The sequence below is a fragment of the Paraburkholderia dinghuensis genome, from assembly GCF_003837865.1.
Taxonomy (GTDB): Bacteria; Pseudomonadota; Gammaproteobacteria; order Burkholderiales; family Burkholderiaceae; genus Paraburkholderia; species Paraburkholderia dinghuensis.
Window position 1 is genome coordinate 213722 of sequence record NZ_RQIS01000004.1, and the last position, 18271, is coordinate 231992.

Here is an 18271-nt window from a genome sequence, read left to right on the forward strand (position 1 = left end):
GCCGCCTCGTGCGTCGTGAACGCAACGCATGCGGGTCGCGCTGGTGGCGCGCCGCTGGACAAGAATTGCTGATGGAGCATGCATGGACGAGTTGACTCTCGGGTTGATCGGCGCGGGTGCCGTGGTGGTCGGGGGCGTGGTGGTTTACAACGCGTGGCAGGGCGCCCGAGTGCGCCGGCGCATGCCGCGTCCAATGCCCGAGGAAGCCGCCGAAGCGCCGCTGCGCGACGATCTCGAAGAGCAGAGCCCATTCATTGAGCCGGCGCGTGCATCGTCGCGGCGCGAGCCGTCGCTCGGGGACGGCGTTACCGACGATCGCGTCGAACCCGGCTTCGGCACGGTAGCGCCACTCGATACGCCGGCCGACATCCAGGCCGAAAACACGTCGCCGAATGGTTTCCTCAGTGCCGAGTCCGAGTCCGGGTCGGCTGACACGGCGGGCGCCGCGCCGGTGGCCGAGCCCGAAGAGGCCGAACGTGTCGAGCCGGTTCTTCCGGCGGCAACCACGATTTCGTCGGCTCCGCCAGCGGTCGTCGATCGCCGGATCGATTGCATCGTGCCGATCCGCCTGACCGCACCGATGGCCGGTGAGCGCGTGATCCCGCTCGCCCAGCGCCTGCGTCGCGCGGGCAGCAAGCCGGTGCACATCGAAGGCAAGCCTGAAGGCGGTGACGGTTGGGAGCTGCTGCAAAACGGCGTGCGCTACGAAGAGCTGCGCGCTGCGGCCCAGCTCGCCAATCGCAACGGCCCGCTCAACGAACTGGAGTTTTCGGAATTCGTGACGGGCGTTCAGCAGTTCGCCGATGCGCTTGATGCTGCGCCTGAATTCCCAGACATGATCGAAACCGTTTCGATGGCGCGCGAACTTGACGGTTTCGCCGCGCAATGCGACGCACAACTTTCGATCAACGTGTTGTCGGACGGCGCGCCGTGGTCGGCGAACTACGTGCAGGCCGTGGCCGCGCAAGATGGCCTGCTGCTCTCGCGGGACGGCACGCGGTTCGTGAAGCTCGACGCGAAGCAGAGCCCGGTGTTTATGTTGCAGTTCGGCGACACCAACTTCCTGCGTGACGACCTCACGTATAAGGGCGGCCAGATGATCACCCTGATTCTCGACGTGCCGGTCGCCGACGAAGACATCCTGCCGTTTCGCCTCATGTGCGACTATGCCAGGTCGCTCGCTGAGCGAATCGGCGGCCGTGTGGTCGATGACCAGCGCAGGCCGTTGCCGGAATCGGTGCTTCAGTCCATCGACAAGCAACTCATGACGCTCTACGCAAAGCTCGAGCAGGCCGGCATTCCGGCGGGCTCGCCTGCTACGCGGCGACTCTTTAGCCAGTAACGCGACCGGAACCGGCGCGGCTGTGTCTGACCGCGCATCGCTCGACAGGCGGGCATGCGACGTGCGCGTGTCTGCGCCAGGTGCTGACGGACAAGCGCCAGACAAAGCAGTTGGGAAGTTCATGACGTTGACGCATCCTGCGGGTTGCGGATGCGCTCACGGTCGCATTCTCGTCAGGACGCTGTCAACGCGGCCGGGCGAACGTTGGCCGTTCGGCCAGGATCTGGCCGGGGGCGGTGCGACGGCGCACGAACATGGCCATTCGGCCGATGCCACGCGCTCTGCTTCCTGCGATAATCTGTCTCCGAAATCCACTCGCAACGTTGCACCAGCATGGCCCGAACGTCCACCCGACCTACCAATGAACTGTCTGCCTCGCAACGTGCGGCGTGGTTGCGCGCGGAGCTCGAGCGTGCGAATCACGCGTACTACGTCCTCGATCAGCCCGAGCTGCCCGACGCGGAATACGACCGTCTGTTCAAGGAACTGCAGCAGATCGAATCCGATCATCCTGAGCTAGTCACGCCAGACTCCCCCACGCAACGCGTCGGCGGCGAGGCGGCAGCCGGATTTGCGGCCGTCATCCACGACGTGCCGATGCTGTCGCTCAACAACGGCTTCGAGGATGAGGACATCGTCGCGTTCGACAAGCGAGTGGCTGACGCACTCGGCAAGACCGACGTCGAGTATGCGTGCGACCTCAAATTCGACGGGCTGGCCATTTCGCTGCGCTATGTCGACGGTGTGTTCGTGGAAGCCTCAACGCGCGGCGACGGCACGACTGGTGAGAATGTCACTGAGAACGTCCGGACCATCCGTTCCTTGCCGTTGCGACTCAAGGGCAAGCGCGTGCCGAAGGTGCTGGACGTACGCGGCGAAGTGCTGATGTTTCGTCGCGACTTCGCACGCATGAATGAGCGTCAGCGCGAAGATGGTCAGAAGGAGTTCGCCAATCCGCGCAACGCAGCGGCCGGCAGCCTGCGCCAGCTCGATTCGAAAATTACCGCGCAGCGGCCGCTGTCGTTCTTCGCTTACGGCATTGGCCTGCTGGAGGGCGAGCCGATGCCCGCCTCGCACAGCGAACTGCTCGACTGGTACGCGGAACTCGGTTTGCCGGTGAACAGTGAGCGCGCGGTCGTAACGGGGGCGCAGGGGCTACTCGCATTTTTTCGCGCAGTGGGCGTTAAACGTGACAGCCTTCCGTACGACATCGACGGTGTCGTCTACAAGGTCAATCACCGTGAGGAGCAGGACGCGCTCGGCTTCGTCTCGCGTGCGCCGCGCTTCGCGCTTGCCCACAAGTTCCCGGCTCAGGAAGCGCTTACGAAGCTGATTGCCATCGATGTCCAGGTGGGCCGCACGGGCGCTATCACGCCGGTCGCCCGGCTCGAACCTGTGTTCGTCGGTGGAGCGACGGTGACGAATGCTACGCTGCACAACGAGGACGAAGTGCGGCGCAAGGATATCCGCATCGGCGACACAGTGATCGTGCGCCGCGCGGGCGACGTGATTCCGGAGGTGGTTGGCGCACTGCTGGATCGCCGTCCAGCCGATGCCCGTGAATTTGTGATGCCCACGCAGTGTCCGGTCTGCGGTTCGCGCATTGAACGGCTTCCCGACGAGGCCATCGCGCGTTGCACCGGCGGCCTGTTTTGCCCGGCGCAGCGCAAGCAGGCGCTCTGGCACTTCGCGCAGCGGCGCGCGCTCGATATCGACGGGCTGGGCGAAAAGATCATCGATCAGCTCGTTGAGCAGAATCTCGTGCGCACGCCCGCAGACCTGTTCAATCTCGGCTTCGGAACGCTGGCCGCACTCGACCGCATGGCCGACAAATCGGCACAGAATCTGCTCGATTCGCTCGATAAGGCTAAGTCCACCACGCTCGCACGCTTCATTTACGCGCTCGGTATCCGCCATGTCGGCGAGTCTACGGCGAAGGACCTTGCGAAACACTTCGGTTCGCTCGATCCGCTGATGATTGCGCCCATCGAGGAACTGCTCGAAGTCAACGACGTGGGGCCCATCGTCGCCGAGTCGATCCAGCAGTTCTTTGCTGAAGAACATAACCGCACGGTGATCGAACAACTGCGCGCACCGGGCAAGGTTACATGGCCCGAAGGTCCGCCTGCGCCGCGGGCGCCGCAGGGCGTGCTGGCCGGCAAGACGGTGGTGTTGACGGGCACCTTGTCGACGCTCACGCGAGACGAGGCGAAGGAAATGCTGGAAGCGGCCGGCGCGAAAGTGGCCGGCTCGGTGTCGAAGAAAACAGACTACGTGGTGGCGGGTGCCGACGCGGGCAGCAAACTCGCAAAAGCCGAGGAGCTCGGCGTACCGGTACTCGACGAAGACGGCTTGCGCAAGCTCCTGGAGGGGCAAACGACATGATTCGCGAAATTCTCAGGATGGGTGATCCCCGGCTGCTCAGCATCGCAAAACCGGTCGATCATTTCGACACACCCGAGCTGCACGCGCTCATCGCCGACATGTTCGAGACGATGCACGCCGCGAACGGGGCAGGTTTGGCCGCGCCGCAGATCGGCGTCGATCTGCAGGTCGTGATCTTCGGCTTCGAGCAGAACGAGCGCTATCCCGAGGCGCCCGCGGTCCCGCAGACGGTGCTTCTCAATCCCGTCATTCACCCCCTGTCGCACGATATGGAAGAGGGCTGGGAGGGGTGTCTTTCAGTACCGGGAATGCGCGGTGTGGTGAGCCGGTATTCGATGATCCGCTACAACGGCTTCGACCAGTACGGCAAACCCATCGAGCGCATTGCCGAAGGCTTCCACGCCCGCGTGGTCCAGCACGAGTGCGACCACCTGATCGGCAAGCTTTACCCGATGCGGATCACCGACTTCTCGCAGTTCGGTTTCACCGACGTGCTGTTTCCCGATCTCGATCCGGTCAGCGACGACTAAGTAAAAACGGGAGCTTGGTGCTCCCGTTTTTACTTGTGCGATGCCTGCGTACCCGCTCACCGCGGGTGCGATTCAGAACGATTCGTCGGGTGTCAGATAGCGCCACTGGCCTTGCGGGAGTGCGCCCAGCAGCACCCGGCCCATCCGTACGCGCTTGAGGCCGACCACCTTCAGCCCCACCAGCTCGCACATGCGGCGGATCTGCCGCTTCTTGCCTTCGCGCAACACGAAACGCAGTTGCTCGCCGTTTTGCCAGCTCACCATCGCGGGCTTGAGCGGTACATCGTCCAGCGACAGGCCGTGACGCAGCTTCGCGAGAAGTTCGGCAGGGAACTGCTGGTCTATGTCGCTTTCGAGTTCGTTGTAGGTCACACGCACGAGGTATTCCTTGTCGATGTCCGACTGCTCGCCGATCAGCTGTTTCGCGACACGGCCGTCCTGGGTCAGCACGAGCAGGCCGGTCGAATCGATGTCAAGGCGTCCCGCTGGTGCAAGCGTGCGCAGATGCAGCGGCGAAAAACGGATGCCGGAACGATCGCCGTCCCACTGATTGCCCGCCGTGACGAGCGTGGCTGCGGGCGGATAGCCGTCCTCGGCCTGGCCCGAGACGTAGCCTACCGGCTTGTGCAGCAGGATCGTCACCTGGCGTGCCTGTGCGGCGCGGGCAGCTGGGTCGATCTCGATCTGTTGGTCGGGCGTCACTTTCGCGCCGAGCGTGTCGATACGCTCGCCGTCGACGAGAACCCAGCCCTTCTCGATCCACTCGTCTGCCTCGCGGCGCGAGCACAGACCCAGTTCCGACATCCGCTTCGACAGGCGCAGGGAACCGGTTGCGTCGGCGCCCGTGTGGGGCGTGCGGCGCGGTGCAGCGGCCTCAGTCGACTCAACGGGCGGACGGCGCCCAGCGTGCTCGTCCTGTTTCACCCGCGTCGCGATTTTGCGCACGGGGGCGTCATCGAAGCTGCGTCGCGCGCGCGGTCCTGCGCCTTCGCGGTTGGCGGTATCGCGACGGCGTGCCGGGGTATCGTTGCCGTCGCGCGGCGCGGCCTTTGCCGGCCGCGCGAAGCTGCGTTCTTCTCGGGCGGGGCGCTCGGAGCTCGTGCGTCGCGTGCCTTCGTCGCGGGGGCGGCGGTTTTCCGCTGTGCCGTATTCACGCCGTGGCGCGGAGCCGGGTGCTTTACGCTCGCCGAACGTGCGCTTGCCTTCATCGGAGCCTTCGGCGCGCGGACGCGCCGGACGACGTTCGCTACTGAAGCCGTCACTGCGCGCGCGCGTTGGGCGCCGTTCGTCGCTGTAGCTTCCGCTGTGTGGGCGTGCCGGACGTCGTTCATCGCCGACGCTTTCGCTGCGTGCGCGTGCCGGACGGCGTTCGTCGCCGAAGCCTTCGCTGCGCGGGCGTGCCGGACGGCGTTCGTCGCCGAAGCCTTCGCTGCGCGGGCGTGCCGGACGGCGTTCGTCGCCGAAGCCTTCGCTGCGTGCGCGTGGCGGACGGCGTTCGTCGCCGAAGCCTTCGCTGCGTGCGCGTGCCGGACGTCGTTCATCGCCGAAGCCTTCGCTGCGTGTGCGTGCTGGACGGCGTTCATCGCCGGAGTTTTCGCTGCGTGGGCGTGCCGGACGTCGCTCATCGCCGAAGCCTTCGCTGCGTGCACGCGCCGGACGGCGTTCGTCGCCGTCCCCACGCCGCGCCGGCCGTTCGTCGCGGTCCCACGACCGCGTAGCGCGCGGTGCGTCCGCATCACGTGCTGCGCCCGGCCGCCGGTGCTCGCCCGTATGTCCATCGCCTGTACGTGGTGCTCTCGCTCCCGCTGGTTTGCCGCCGAAGCCGCCCGCTTTGCCGCCGCGTGCCGTGCCGTCGGCGGGTTTGCCGTACGCAGAACCTGAAGTCCGCGCCGGGCGGCTCGTCGTATCGCGTTCGCGCGACACTCCTGACCTGGCACCGGCGCGTTCAGTCGCTCGATTCTCACCACGCGCGAGCGCGGGCTTTGTCGACGTCTTCGCCTCGGGCGCCGGGCTCGCGGCTTTGCGGACCGGCTTACGCGCGGTCGTACTGCCGGGGCGGACGGGGGCGCGCTCGGACGTGGTCGGGCGCGGGTGCTTCGCTGTGAGTCTGGCTCGGGTGGACATGGTCATTTCACACTGCTATCGCGCGCAGCAATTCGGTTTCGACGCGGATCTGCAAGCGGCTATTCGAGAGAACTGTGCCGTCGACGAGAAAAACGTCTTCGACGCGTTCGCCGAGTGTATTGATCCGCGCCGCATGGACGCCGACCCGGTGCTCGGCGAGCACGCGCGCGATGGAATAAAGAAGGCCCGGCCGGTCGTTTGCCGACACGGACAGGATGTAGTACTCGCCGCTTTCGTCGGCCCGCAGGTCGACGCGCGGCGTTACCGGGAACGTGCGCGACAGCCGCGACAGTCGGCCTTTTGCCGGTTCGGGCAGCGGGCTGTCAGTGGCGGTCAGCCGCGCTGCGAGTTCCTGTTCGACGAGGTTCGCGATATCACGGTACTGCACGTCGCCCTCGGTCAGGGCAACGATGAAATTGTCGAGCGCGTAGCCGTGGCGCGTCGTGCTCACGCGCGCGTCGAGTACGGACAGGCCGCGACGGTCGAAGTAGGCGCACATCGTCGCGAAGAGGTCGGGGCGATCCTTGGCGTAGACGAGCACCTGCAGCGCCTCGCCGATCGGCGAGGGTCGCGCGCGCACGACTGGCGTCGGCGCTTCCACGTGGCGGTAGAGCACGCGTGTTTGCCAGGCGATGTCGGCGGCATCGTGGCGCAGAAAGTAGCCGACGTCGAGCTGCTCCCAAAGTGCGCGGTGAGCGTTCTCCGGCACGGTTTCTAGGCGCAGCAGCGCGAGCGCCTCCTCCTGGCGCGTCTTCAGCGCGGAGTGCGCATCGGGGCGCGCGCCGCCCAGCACGGCAAGCGTCGAGCGGTAGAGGTCCTCGAGCAGCTTGCCTTTCCAGTTGTTCCACACCTTCGGGCTCGTGCCGCGGATATCGGCGACGGTCAGCAGATAGAGCGCCGTCAGGCGCCGTTCGGAGCCGACCAGGTCAGCGAAGCGCTTGATGACCTCGGGATCGCTCGTGTCCTGTTTCTGCGCGACCTGGCTCATCGTGAGGTGATGCTGGACGAGCCAGACGACCAGCGCCGTATCGTCGGCTTCGATTCCGTGGTTGCGGCAGAAGCGGCGCGCGTCGGCCATGCCGAGCGTCGAGTGATCCCCGCCGCGGCCCTTCGCGATGTCGTGAAAGAGCGCTGCGACGTAGAGCACCCAGGGGCGCTCGAAATTCGCAATCAGCTGGCTGCAGAACGGATATTCGTGCGCATGCTCGACCACAGCGAAACGGCGCATGTTGCGCAGCACCATCAGGATGTGCTGGTCGACCGTGTACATATGGTAGAGGTCGTGCTGCATCTGCCCGACGATGCGCCTGAAGTTCAGCAGATAGCGGCCCAGCACGCTCGTCTGGTTCATCAGCCGCATGGCGTGCGTGATGCCCGTCGGCTGCTTGAGGATCTCGATGAAGAGCCGGCGATTCTCGGGGTCGCGCCGCCAGTGCTGGTCCATCTTGTCGCGCGCGTTGTAGAGCGCGCGCAGCGTGCGTGCCGACAGGCCCTTCACGCCGGGCACCTGCTCGAACAGCAGGAACGCTTCGAGGATCGCGTGCGGCTCGCGCTCAAATACGTCGTCGCTCGCGATCTCGATCATGCCCTGCTTCTCGACGAAATTGTCCGAGAGCACGCGCGTGATGCCGCTCGTGCTCGGGAAGAGTTGCGCCTCGATGTTCTGGATCAGGATCGTCGCGAGCTGCGTAACGGCTTTCGCGGCCCAGTAGTAGCGCCGCATGAGCAATTCGCTCGCGCGCCGCGTCGTGCTCGCCTCGTAGCCGAAGCCTTGTGCGACGGCCGTCTGCAGGTCGAACACGAGAATATCCTGGCGGCGTCCCGCGATCACATGCAGACGCGCGCGCAGCGTTTTCAGGAACGCCTCGTTGCGGCGCAGCTCGCGCGCTTCGCGTCCGGTGATCAGTCCGCGCTGGTCGAGCTCGCGCCAGCTGCTGCCGAACGCGGCGGCTTCGGTGACCCAAAGAATGAGCTGCAGATCGCGCAGGCCGCCGGGGCTTTCCTTTACGTTCGGTTCGAGTGAGTAAGGCGTGTCCTGGAATTTGGCGTGCCGCTGGCGCATCTCCAGCACTTTCGCCTGGAAGAAAGCACGCGGGTCCAGTGCGTCGCGGTAGCGTTGCGCGAAATCGCCGAAGAGTGTCGCGCTGCCGGTGATGCGGCGGGCTTCGAGCAGCGACGTGCGCACGGTGATGTCGTTCGCGGATTCGTGAAGGCACTGCGACACACTGCGTACGCTGCTGCCGATCTCCAGCCCGAGGTCCCACGCGAGCCCGATGAAGCGCTCGATTCGCTCTTCGAGTGGCGCGAGCGGTGCATCGTCGGGCAGGAGCACGAGGATATCGACGTCCGAGTAGGGCGCCAGCTCGCCGCGCCCGAAACCGCCTACCGCGACGAGTGCGAGCGACGCGGGCAGCTCGCAGGCATTCCAGGCACGTCGCAGCGTGTCGTCGGTGGTGCGGGCGAGGGCGCGCATCAGCGTGTCGACGTTGCTCGCGGTGCGGAAACGCTCGAGCAATTGGGCCTTGGCGGCCTTGTAGTCGGACTTCAGCGACGACGTATCGGGGACGGCGACGGCGGGAACGCTCATGGGCTCGGTTTGTACGTGCGCGGGTTGGAGTTCGGCCGGCCGTGGGTCTTCCGCGGACGGATTCTGCCTGTGAGCCGCCCGGGACGGGCGGTGTTACGACTGCGCGCCCGGTCCGAAGCAAGGGACGGGCGCAATTGCCTGGCGCGCGGTGATGGCAGCGTAAGTCCTAAGCCGCGCCTGTCATACGGGATTGTCTCGCGACTGTCGATTTAGTGCCAGGCGGCACACCGCCGCCCGGAACGGCACTGGAGAGCGGATCTGCGGCTCGTGCCCCACGCAGCCGTGAATGCTGCAAGCCCGGCCCGCCCGGCTGTTCAGGCTGCCGTGCCAGCCGTCTGCGCGACGATGGCCGGTTTGGCCGGCGTGCCTGCCGAGACCGTCAGAACCTCGTAGCCAGTCTCGGTGACGAGCACAGTATGCTCCCACTGCGCAGAAGGTTTGCGATCCTTCGTCTTGACCGTCCACTGGTCGGGCATCGTGCGGATATCGCGGGTGCCGGCGTTGATCATGGGTTCGACCGTGAAGATCATGCCGGGTACGAGTTCGATGCCCGTACCGGGGCGACCGTAATGCAACACTTGTGGATCGTCGTGGAACACCGTGCCGATGCCGTGGCCGCAATATTCGCGAACCACACTGTAACCTTGCGCTTCGGCGTAACGCTGGATTGCGTGGCCGATGTCGCCGAGATGCGCGCCGGGGCGCACCTGATCGATTCCGAGCCACATGCATTCATAGGTGGTCTGGACGAGGCGCTTCACGAGGATCGAACCCTCGCCGACGATGAACATCCGGCTCGTGTCGCCGAAATAGCCTTCCTTGATGACGGTGATGTCGATATTGAGGGCGTCGCCGTTCTTGAGCGCCTTCTCACCCGGAATACCGTGACAGATCACGTCGTTGACCGAGATGCAGGTGGCTTTGGGATACGGCGGGTAGCCGGGCGGCTGGTAGTTCAGCGGTGCGGGCACTGTGCCCTGCACGGTGGTCATATATTCGTGGCACAGGCGGTCGAGTTCGCCGGTCGTGACGCCCGCGACGACGTACGGCGTGATGTAATCGAGTACCTCGCTAGCCAGGCGGCCGGCTACGCGCATCTGCGCAATGTCGTATTCGTTCTTGATCGATATGGCCATGATGGGCGCCTGAAAATGCTGTCGAATGTCAAATTATCGCACCTTATCCCCCTCGTTGCGGCGTCTTGAAAAGCGGGGTTGCAGGCGCGCACCCGGTGAGATCCGGCGTATTTCCGCGAGGTGATCGGGATGGGATCGGGAGGTGATTCCCGAGGGTAATAGCCGGCTTGAGTGAGGTGGAAGGCGCGTGCTATACTCACCGGCTAAGTCGCTCGCTCTATTCCTTTAAAGCCTTCAGGGCGTGACGGGGCATGGGAGAGCAACGGAAGAGTAGTAGCCCGCTAGCTGTCGCGGGCGCGATGCCGGAAGCGGGATGATTTCCGGTGACGACAGCGTATTCACGAGCCGGCGCATCCAGGGTGTCGGTTGCGTCCAGGCCCTTTCACGGCAAAGCAATGAAAGGGAGCGGCGCATCCGATGCGGCAGCCGGCTTCAGACCCAAACCCTAGCGGAGAATTTCTCATGGCAGTTACCATGCGCCAAATGCTGGAAGCCGGTGTCCACTTTGGCCACCAGACGCGCTTCTGGAACCCGAAGATGGCCCCCTTCATCTTCGGTCATCGCAACAAGATTCACATCATCAACCTCGAAAAGACGCTGCCGATGTACAACGACGCGCTGAAGTACGTGCGTCAACTGGCAGCGAACCGCGGCACGATCCTGTTCGTCGGCACGAAGCGTCAATCGCGTGACACGATCCAGATGGAAGCGCAGCGCGCTGGCATGCCGTTCGTGAACGCACGCTGGCTCGGCGGCATGCTGACCAACTTCAAGACGCTGAAGGTTTCGATCAAGCGCTTGAAGGACATGGAAGCGGCCGTGGAAGCGGGCGAGCTCGAGAAGATGAGCAAGAAGGAAGCGCTCCTGTTCGAACGCGAAATCGCCAAGCTGCAAAAGTCGATCGGCGGCGTGAAGGACATGGGCGGCATTCCGGACGCGATCTTCGTGGTCGACGTCGGCTACCACAAGATTGCCGTGACGGAAGCCAACAAGCTGGGCATCCCCGTCATCGCCGTGGTCGACACGAACCACTCGCCGGAAGGCATCGACTACGTGATCCCGGGCAACGACGACGCCAGCAAGGCCGTCGCGCTGTACGCCCAGGGCGTGGCTGACGCGATCCTCGAAGGCCGTGCGAACGCGGTCAACGAAGTTGTCGCAGCAACGCGCGGCAACGACGGCGACGACGAGTTCGTTGAGGTCAATTCGGAGGCGTAAGCTGCCCCGTGTCCGGCAAGAAAAGGGGGCTTTCAATAGGCCCCTTTTTTTTAAGCCGTGCCGTTCGACGCCGCGTCACACTTGCGGCACCGTGCGACTGTAAAAAAGCATGTCTCACGGAAACGAATTCCTGCCGGCCGTATCGAAAGGCGGTCGGCGTGTACCAGACAGACTCAAGGAGCGAATGATGGCGGCAATTACCGCAAGCATGGTGGCAGAACTGCGCGCGAAAACCGACGCGCCGATGATGGAATGCAAGAAAGCGCTGACGGAAGCCGACGGCGACCTCGCGCGTGCCGAAGAACTGCTGCGCGTGAAGCTCGGCAACAAGGCGAGCAAGGCAGCTTCGCGCGTTACGGCTGAAGGCGTGATCTCGTCGTTCATCGGCGGCAACGCTGGCGCCGTGGTCGAACTGAACTGCGAAACCGACTTCGTCGCGAAGAACGACGACTTCCTCGCGTTCGCGAAGACGGTGGCCGAGCTCGTCGCCACGAAGAACCCGGCTGACGTCGCAGCGCTGTCGGCGCTGCCGCTCGAAGGCTCGACCGTCGACGCCGTGCGTCTCGCGCTCGTCGGCAAGATTGGCGAAAACCTGTCGATCCGCCGTTTCGCGCGCTTCGAAACCGCTAACAAGATCGCCGCGTACCTGCACGGCACGCGCATCGGCGTGCTGGTCGAGTACACGGGCGCGGAAGAGCAAGTCGGCAAGGACGTTGCGATGCACATCGCCGCGATGAAGCCGGTCTCGCTGTCGTCGGACGACGTGCCGGCCGACCTGATCGCCAAGGAACGCAGCATCGCCGAGCAGAAGGCTGCCGAATCGGGCAAGCCGGCTGAGATCGTCGCGAAGATGGTCGACGGTTCGGTTCAGAAGTATCTGAAGGAAGTCTCGCTGCTGAACCAGCCGTTCGTGAAGAACGACAAGCAGACGATCGAGCAGATGCTGAAGGCCGCCAACACGACGGTCCAGAAGTTCGCGCTGTTCGTGGTCGGCGAAGGCATCGAAAAGCGTCAGGACGACTTTGCCGCCGAAGTGGCCGCGCAAGTGGCTGCTGCAAAGCAGCAATAAGGTCCGCGCGGGAGTGCAACTCCCGCAGCAGTACCGCAGTACCCGCGGCGGAGCAATCCGCCGCGGCGGGCAGCGTAGCGACGCCAGGCGCGACCCAGCCCCCGCAGCGCGAGGTGGCGCAGGTCACCGTCAGTTCTGGTGGCGCTTGCCCGAAGCCGTATTTCACCCCTACAGTTTCACGTTATTGCCTTTCCGCGCGATCTGGATACCCCATGCCCACACCCGCCTATAAACGCGTCCTGCTCAAACTCTCCGGCGAAGCCCTGATGGGCGACGATGCCTTTGGCATCAACCGCGCCACGATCGAACGAATGGTGGCGGACGTGGCCGAAGTGGTGCGCCTCGGCACGCAGCTCGCGGTGGTGATCGGCGGCGGCAACATCTTCCGCGGCGTCGCGGGCGGCGCGGCCGGCATGGACCGTGCAACTGCCGACTACATGGGTATGCTCGCCACCATGATGAACGCGCTCGCCCTGCAGGACGCCATGCGTCACGCGGGCATCGAGGCGCGCGTGCAGTCGGCGCTGCGCATGGACCAGGTGGTCGAGCCGTACATCCGCCCCCGTGCGATCCGTCAACTGGAAGAGGGCAAGGTTGTGATTTTCGCCGCCGGCACGGGTAACCCGTTCTTCACGACCGACACGGCCGCCGCGCTGCGCGGCTCGGAAGTGGGCGCGGAAGTCGTGCTGAAGGCAACGAAGGTGGACGGCGTCTATTCGGCAGACCCGAAAAAGGACTCGACGGCCACCCGCTATGCCACGATCAGCTTCGACGAGGCGATTGGCCGCAACCTGCAGGTCATGGACGCGACGGCGTTCGCGTTGTGCCGCGACCAGAAGCTGCCGATCCGCGTCTTTTCGATCAACAAGCCGGGCGCGCTCAAACGCATCGTTCAGGGCGAAGACGAGGGCACGCTCGTCCACGTGTAAACTCTCGGCATACGAGAGACTCGATTTCGGGTCGCGCCCCCTCAGGCAATGCCGGAGCGTCGGGCGACCCGCACCGTTCAAGGTTCGGAGGTTTCAAAATGGCTGTGGCTGACATCAAGAAGGGCGCGGAGCAGAAGATGCAGCGCTCGATCGAAGCGTTCAAGAGCGATCTTGCGAAGATCCGCACGGGGCGGGCGCATACCGGCCTGCTCGATCACATCCAGGTCGATTACTACGGCTCGCCGGTGCCGATCTCGCAGGTGGCGAACCTGACGCTGGTCGACGCACGTACGATCGGCGTGCAACCGTGGGAAAAGAAGATGGTTCAGGCCGTCGAAAAGGCGATCCGCGAGTCGGACCTGGGTCTGAACCCGGCCACCCACGGCGACCTGATTCGCGTACCGATGCCCGCGCTGACCGAAGAGCGTCGCAAGGAACTCACGAAGGTCGTCAAGAGCGAAGGCGAGACGGCGAAGGTCGCCGTGCGCAACCTGCGCCGCGATGCGAACGAGCAGCTGAAGAAGCTTGTGAAGGACAAGGAAATCTCGGAAGACGACGAGCGCCGCGCAAGTGACGATGTCCAGAAGCTGACGGACCGCTCCGTGGCCGAGATCGACAAGCTCGTCCAGACCAAGGAAGCCGAGATCATGACGGTCTGAGGCCGCAAGGCCTTCAGTCGCGCCAGGGTTTCCTTTCTTTATTGCAGTATTAGTTCCACGGCCATGACCTATACCAGCTCAACCGTTCGCGTGCCCGATGTGGCGGCCGTACCGCGCCACATCGCGATTATCATGGACGGCAATGGCCGTTGGGCAACAGAGCGCCGTCTGCCGCGCGTGGCGGGCCATACGCGTGGCGTCGACGCCGTGCGGTCGGTCGTCGAGGCGTGTGTCGACCGCGGCGTCGAATACCTGACGCTGTTCGCGTTCAGTTCCGAGAACTGGCGACGTCCGACCGACGAAGTGTCGTTCCTGATGCGTCTGTTCATCTCGGCGCTCGAACGCGAGGTCGGCCGTCTGCACGCGAACGGCATCCGCTTGCGCGTAGTCGGCGATCTGTCGATGTTCAACGAGCGCATCCAGGATCTGATCCGGCGCGCCGAGACCAAGACGGCGCGCAACACCCGTCTCACACTGACGATCGCGGCAAACTACGGCGGCCGCTGGGACATCATGCAGGCGACCCGTAAGCTGGTGGAAGAGAGTGCCAGCACGGGCGTACCGGCGCTGGTCACGGAGGATACGCTCGGCCAGCATCTGGCGATGGCCTACGCGCCGGAGCCTGACCTCTTCATCCGCACTGGCGGTGAGCAGCGCGTCAGCAATTTTCTGCTGTGGCAGCTTGCCTACACCGAATTATATTTCACCGACGCCTACTGGCCCGACTTCGATGCTGCGGCACTCGGCCGTGCAATCGCATCGTATGCCGAACGCGAACGCCGCTTTGGCCGCACGAGCGCCCAGGTCGAAACCCAATCACAAGACGCCGACTCGCTTTCATGCTAAAGACCCGTGTCATCACGGCGGTCGTACTGCTGGCCGTGCTCCTGCCGGTCACGCTGTTCGCGCCGGTGGCGGCGTTTGGCGTGCTGATCCGTGTGGTCGTTCTGTTCGCCGCGTGGGAGTGGGCGCGCCTCCTCAAGGTCGGTAGCCTCGGCTCGATCCTCTACGCGGCTGTCGCCTCCGCGGTCGTGGTGCTTAGCGCCGAGCTCGAAGCGCCGCGTGCGCTCTTCAAGGCGGCGGGCATCTTCTGGATCGTCGCCGCTCCTTTCGTGCTGCTGCGCAAACCCGTGCTCGCCGCCGGCGTCTGGCGCGTCTTCCTGCTCGCCGCCGGCCTCGTAATCTTCGCCGCCTGCTGGCACGCGCTCTTCGCGGCGCGCGTGGCGGGCGTGGCGTTTGTCCTGTCCCTGTTGCTTGTCGTATGGCTCGCCGATATCGGCGCATACTTTGCAGGTAAGGCGTTCGGCCGCCATAAACTGGCACCGGCCATCAGCCCCGGCAAGACCTGGGAAGGTGCAGTGGGCGGCTGGGTCGCCGTGATGGCGGTTTCGATCGCCGCTATTGCGCTGCACGCGTTCGAGCCGACGTTTTATTCCGCGCTGGCCACCCGGGTGGGTTTGGGCCGTGCGCTATTTGTGCTGACTGTGCTGGTCGTGTTCAGCGTGGTCGGCGATCTGTTCGAGTCGATGCTCAAGCGCCAGGCCGGCGTGAAGGATTCGAGTGGCCTCCTGCCGGGCCACGGCGGGGTGCTCGACCGCATCGACGCTCTGTTGCCGGTGCTGCCGCTGGCGATGTTGCTGCTCGGCTAGAGAATTGAAAATGCAAAAACGACTGACATTGCTCGGATCCACGGGCTCGATCGGAGACAGCACGCTCGACGTGGTCGCGCGTCATCCGGAACGCTTCTCGGTTTATGCGCTCACGGCGCACCGCAACGGCGGCAAGCTCGTCGAACAATGCCTGCGCTTCGCGCCCGAGGTGGCCGTCGTCGGTGATGCCGAAACCGCCGCGCAAGTGGAGAAGAAGCTGCGCGCGGCCGGTTCGAAAACCATCGTGACCTACGGGCCGCAGGCGCTCGTCGATGTTGCGACGAGCGATGCCTGCGACACGGTCGTGGCGGCGATCGTCGGCGCGGCGGGTCTTGTGCCCACGCTCGCGGCGGCGCAGGCCGGCAAGCGCATCCTGCTCGCGAACAAGGAAGCGCTCGTGATGTCGGGCGACATCTTCATGGACGCCGTGCGCGACAACGACGCGGTTCTGTTGCCCGTCGACAGCGAGCACAACGCGGTGTTCCAGTCTCTGCCGGCCGAGGGCACAAAGCATGGCGGCGTGTCGAAGATCATTCTCACGGCCTCGGGCGGCCCGTTTCGCACGCGCGAACCTGCCACGCTCGTCGATGTGACGCCGGACGAGGCGTGCAAGCATCCGAACTGGTCGATGGGTCGCAAGATCTCGGTCGACTCGGCAACGATGATGAACAAGGGTCTCGAAGTGATCGAGGCGCACTACCTGTTCAATCTGCCGGGCGAGCGTATCGATGTGCTGATTCACCCGCAGAGCGTGATCCATTCGATGGTCTCGTATGCGGACGGTTCGGTGCTTGCGCAACTGGGCAATCCCGACATGCGCACGCCGATTGCGCACGCGCTGGCTTTCCCGGATCGCGTCGATTCGGGCGTTGCGCAGCTCGATCTCGCGCAAGTCGCGACGCTCACGTTCGAAAAACCCGACTACCAGCGCTTCCCGTGTCTCGCGCTCGCCATGAAGGCGATGGCTGCCGGCGGCGTCGCGAGCGCGGCACTCAACGCGGCCAACGAAGTCGCTGTGGAGGCGTTCCTCAACCGCCGCATCGGTTTCATGGCGATCGCGCAGACGGTCGACGCCGTGCTTAACGCGCTCGAAAACAGAAGCGCGTCGAGTCTCGACGTCGTGCTCGAAGCGGATGCATCCGCCCGCCGTGCGGCGCACACCGTCATCGACAGCCTGCCGGTGCCGGCCTGAACCCGCTAAGGGCCGCGCCCGCATTGGCACTGCATTTGGCCCGTTTTGGCCCATTAGGCACAGGCTGGAGGCGCATATGAATCTGCTCACCGAACTGGTGGCGTTTGTCGTGGCGATCGGCGTGCTCGTCGTCGTCCACGAGTATGGGCATTACAGCATCGCACGCCTGTGCGGCGTGAAGGTTCTGCGCTTTTCGATCGGTTTCGGCAAGCCGCTCGTGCAGTGGGTCAGCAAGCACACTGGCACGGAGTGGACTATTTCGTGGCTGCCGCTCGGCGGCTACGTGAAGATGCTCGACGAGCGGGAAGCCACGGAACGCATTCCCGCTGGCGATCTTCCACACGCCTTCAACCGGCAGTCGGTCGGCAAGCGCATTGCAATTGTCGCCGCCGGACCCATTGCTAACTTCCTGCTGGCCATCGCGCTCTTTGCGCTCGTGTTCGCGTCCGGCGTGAATGAGCCGGCTGCGATCGTCGCCGCGCCGCCCGCGCATTCGGCCGCCGCGCAGGCGGGCTTCCAGGGCGGCGAGAAAATCGTTTCGGTGAGCGATGCGAACGGCGACGACACGCAGTCCGTGCGTTCGTGGTCGGACCTGCGCTGGAAACTGCTGTCGGCGGCGTTCGATCATGGCCGCGTCGTGCTAGCCGCTCATGACGGCGGCGGTACCTATGACTTCCCGCTCGATCTGTCCCAGCTTCGCAGCAAGGATCTCGATGACGACTTTATGTCGCGCCTCGGCCTCGAGGCCGGCGGCGGCACGCTGCAGGTCGCGGGCGTCGAGCCGGGTAGTGCGGCGGAGCGGGCCGGGCTGCAGAAGGGAGATCGTCTGCGCGCAGTTGACGGCCGTCCCGTCGATAGCGCAAGCACGTTCATCGCGCATGTGAAGGAGCATGCGGGCAAGCCGGTGCAACTGGATATACTGCGCGGCGCCGATCAGCCGCTCAAGCTGACGGTGGTCCCGGCCGCCCAGCGCGATGACGAAACGGGTGAGACGGTGGGGCGTATTGGCGCGGCGCTGGCGGCGCAGGCGCCAACGGTTGCCGTGCGTTACGGGCCGCTCGAGAGCGTGCAGCTCGGCGCGCATCGCACGTGGAGCATCGCCGTGTACTCGCTGCGGATGTTCGGCCGCATGATCACTGGCGAGGCGTCGCTGAAGAATCTCTCGGGTCCGGTGACGATAGCCGATTACGCGGGTAAGAGCGCGCGCCTTGGTTTGTCCGCATTTCTGTCGTTCCTTGCCCTCGTCAGCATTAGCCTGGGCGTACTCAACCTGCTCCCAATTCCGGTTTTGGACGGGGGGCATCTGTTATATTATCTGGTTGAAGCCGTAACGGGCAAAGCCGTATCGGATCGCTGGCAGCTCATACTGCAGCGAGCGGGGCTGGCCTGCATCGTCGCGCTGTCGGCGATTGCGTTGTTCAACGATCTGGCTAGGTTAATCCATTTTTAAA

The 18271-nt window shown here is 64.7% G+C and carries 14 protein-coding genes; 11 read left to right on the top strand and 3 right to left on the bottom strand.

Annotated elements, in window-relative coordinates:
• The first annotated feature begins 82 nt into the window (after positions 1-82).
• From D1Y85_RS07350 to def, 3 genes are all read left to right on the top strand, one after another.
• Positions 83-1342 (top strand): cell division protein ZipA C-terminal FtsZ-binding domain-containing protein, encoded by a 1260-nt coding sequence (locus D1Y85_RS07350; protein ID WP_124150391.1) that lies wholly within the window; start codon positions 83-85, stop codon positions 1340-1342.
• 333 nt (positions 1343-1675) lie between these two features.
• Positions 1676-3727 (top strand): NAD-dependent DNA ligase LigA, encoded by a 2052-nt coding sequence (gene ligA, locus D1Y85_RS07355; RefSeq protein ID WP_124150392.1) that lies wholly within the window; start codon positions 1676-1678, stop codon positions 3725-3727.
• Positions 3724-4257, top strand: coding sequence for a peptide deformylase (gene def, locus D1Y85_RS07360; RefSeq protein ID WP_124150393.1), 534 nt, complete (start codon positions 3724-3726; stop codon positions 4255-4257). The genes ligA and def overlap by 4 nt, the downstream gene beginning before the upstream one ends.
• Before the next feature lie 72 nt (positions 4258-4329).
• Here def and D1Y85_RS07365 read toward each other — a convergent pair whose 3' ends face one another.
• From D1Y85_RS07365 to map, 3 genes are all read right to left on the bottom strand, one after another.
• Complete coding sequence (locus D1Y85_RS07365) at positions 4330-6387, bottom strand: pseudouridine synthase (RefSeq protein WP_246024815.1); 2058 nt, start codon at positions 6385-6387, stop codon at positions 4330-4332.
• 1 nt (position 6388) lies between these two features.
• Positions 6389-8968 (bottom strand): [protein-PII] uridylyltransferase, encoded by a 2580-nt coding sequence (locus D1Y85_RS07370; RefSeq protein ID WP_124150394.1) that lies wholly within the window; start codon positions 8966-8968, stop codon positions 6389-6391.
• A 314-nt stretch (positions 8969-9282) separates the two neighbouring features.
• Positions 9283-10104 carry a type I methionyl aminopeptidase gene (gene map / locus D1Y85_RS07375; protein WP_124150395.1) on the bottom strand — a complete coding sequence of 274 codons (822 nt, stop codon included), beginning with the start codon at positions 10102-10104 and terminating at the stop codon, positions 9283-9285.
• Between the two features lie 462 nt (positions 10105-10566).
• On the opposite strand from map, the gene rpsB reads away from it, so the two are divergent.
• From rpsB to rseP, 8 genes are all read left to right on the top strand, one after another.
• Complete coding sequence (gene rpsB / locus D1Y85_RS07380; RefSeq protein ID WP_124150396.1) at positions 10567-11322, top strand: 30S ribosomal protein S2; 756 nt, start codon at positions 10567-10569, stop codon at positions 11320-11322.
• A gap of 187 nt (positions 11323-11509) precedes the next feature.
• The gene (tsf, locus tag D1Y85_RS07385) at positions 11510-12391 is read left to right on the top strand and encodes a translation elongation factor Ts (RefSeq protein ID WP_124150397.1); all 882 of its coding nucleotides are present in this window, start codon (positions 11510-11512) and stop codon (positions 12389-12391) included.
• A gap of 212 nt (positions 12392-12603) precedes the next feature.
• A complete protein-coding gene (pyrH, locus tag D1Y85_RS07390) occupies positions 12604-13320 on the top strand; it encodes a UMP kinase (RefSeq protein ID WP_124150398.1) in 717 nt (238 codons plus the stop codon).
• Between the two features lie 98 nt (positions 13321-13418).
• Positions 13419-13979, top strand: coding sequence for a ribosome recycling factor (frr, locus tag D1Y85_RS07395; RefSeq protein WP_124150399.1), 561 nt, complete (start codon positions 13419-13421; stop codon positions 13977-13979).
• A gap of 63 nt (positions 13980-14042) precedes the next feature.
• Positions 14043-14825, top strand: a complete 783-nt coding sequence (uppS, locus tag D1Y85_RS07400; RefSeq protein WP_124150400.1) for a polyprenyl diphosphate synthase — start codon at positions 14043-14045, stop codon at positions 14823-14825.
• Positions 14819-15628, top strand: a complete 810-nt coding sequence (locus D1Y85_RS07405; protein WP_124150401.1) for a phosphatidate cytidylyltransferase — start codon at positions 14819-14821, stop codon at positions 15626-15628. The genes uppS and D1Y85_RS07405 overlap by 7 nt, the downstream gene beginning before the upstream one ends.
• Positions 15629-15638: 10 nt before the next feature.
• Complete coding sequence (locus D1Y85_RS07410) at positions 15639-16820, top strand: 1-deoxy-D-xylulose-5-phosphate reductoisomerase (RefSeq protein ID WP_124150402.1); 1182 nt, start codon at positions 15639-15641, stop codon at positions 16818-16820.
• A 76-nt stretch (positions 16821-16896) separates the two neighbouring features.
• Positions 16897-18270, top strand: coding sequence for an RIP metalloprotease RseP (gene rseP, locus D1Y85_RS07415; RefSeq protein WP_124150403.1), 1374 nt, complete (start codon positions 16897-16899; stop codon positions 18268-18270).
• The last annotated feature ends 1 nt before the right edge of the window (position 18271 follow it).